Consider the following 1,521-nt stretch of genomic DNA (forward strand, 5'->3'; position numbering starts at 1 on the left):
GAATTGTGCTGTTCTCTTTACACATTTTGTGCAGACCAGCTCCACCACGTGGGATGATCATATCAACGTAGTCATCCAGTTTAAGCAGTTGAGAAACCAGCTCGCGATCTGGCTTTTCAATGTACTGTACTGAAGCGGCTGGCAAGTTTGCTTTTGCAAGGGCTGATTGGATAACTTTCACAAGTTCCATGTTAGAGAAAAACGTCTCTTTACCACCGCGTAGGATGCTGGCGTTACCCGTTTTCAGGCACAGTGCGGCAATGTCGATGGTCACATTTGGACGCGCTTCATAAATCACACCCACAACACCAAGTGGTACACGGCGGCGAGATAGAGACATGCCGTTTTCTAGCACTTTACTGTCGATTTCGCTGCCCACAGGATCGTTTAGGCTGATCACATTGCGAACATCATTTGCAATGCCCGTTAAGCGTTCTTCATTCAGCAGTAGACGGTCTAACAGCGCATCGGTCAGACCAGCTTCGCGACCAAGTTCGATGTCTTTTGCGTTTGCTGCCAAAATCGCAGCTGAGTTTGCTTCTAGCTCATCTGCGATGATCGCTAGAGCTTGGTTCTTTTGAGCAGTTGACGCCGTCGCCAATTCGAAAGCTGCATCTTTAGCAGCTTTACCCATATTCGTTAAATCCACGTTGCTTCCCTCAATTTCTATTCTTGAATGACGACAAGATCATCGCGATGAATCACTTCTGAGCCGTAGTCATGACCCAAAATAGAGATGATGTCTTTACTGTGTTTGCCAGTAATTTTTGCCAAGTCTTCACTTGAGTAGGCACTAATACCACGCGCAACCAGTTTGCCATGAGAATTTGTTACGCGAGCAACTTCACCACGGGCAAAATCACCGCTCACCTTGATGACCCCTTTTGCTAGCAAGCTGCTGCCTTTACCAACAACCGCATTTACCGCACCATCATCGATGATAATATCACCCGATGCTGCAGGACCAGCGAGGATCCAACGCTTACGGTTTTCCAATGCTTCTGAACAAGGTAGGAAACGCGTACCTTGAGGCTCCGTGCTCAACGAGTCAAAAATTACGTTTGGCGCGCTACCTGCTGCGATAATAACTTCAATACCCGCGCGACGTGCGATGTCAGCAGCTTGAAGTTTCGTCGCCATACCACCCGTACCGAGTGTTGTACCGCTGCCGCCAGCAATTTTACGCAACGTGTCATCAATGGTTTTAACTTCTTTGATCAGCTCTGCATTCGGATCTTTTCGTGGGTCAGCAGTAAACAGACCTTTTTGGTCTGTCAGTAGCAATAACTTATCTGCACCACACAAAATACCCACTAAAGCCGATAGGTTGTCATTGTCGCCGACTTTGATTTCACTGGTGGCTACTGCATCATTTTCGTTCACGATTGGAATAATATCATTCGCTACAAGCGCATTGATGGTGTCACGCGCATTAAGAAAACGCTCACGATCATCCAAGTCAGCACGAGTCAGTAGCATTTGACCAATCTTGATACCGTAAATACCAAACAAAGACTCCCA

The 1,521-nt window shown here is 47.1% G+C and carries 2 protein-coding genes; both read right to left on the reverse strand.

Annotated features, from left to right (window positions below; translation table 11 throughout):
• Positions 1–649 (reverse strand): aldehyde dehydrogenase family protein (locus R7Q47_RS24155; protein WP_318089728.1); only part of this gene is annotated, 649 nt, incomplete at its 3' end.
• Positions 650–666: 17 nt separating this feature from the next.
• Positions 667–1,521 (reverse strand): glutamate 5-kinase (proB, locus tag R7Q47_RS24160; protein ID WP_318089730.1); only part of this gene is annotated, 855 nt, incomplete at its 5' end.

It is taken from the genome of Vibrio sp. Vb0349 (assembly GCF_033338975.1).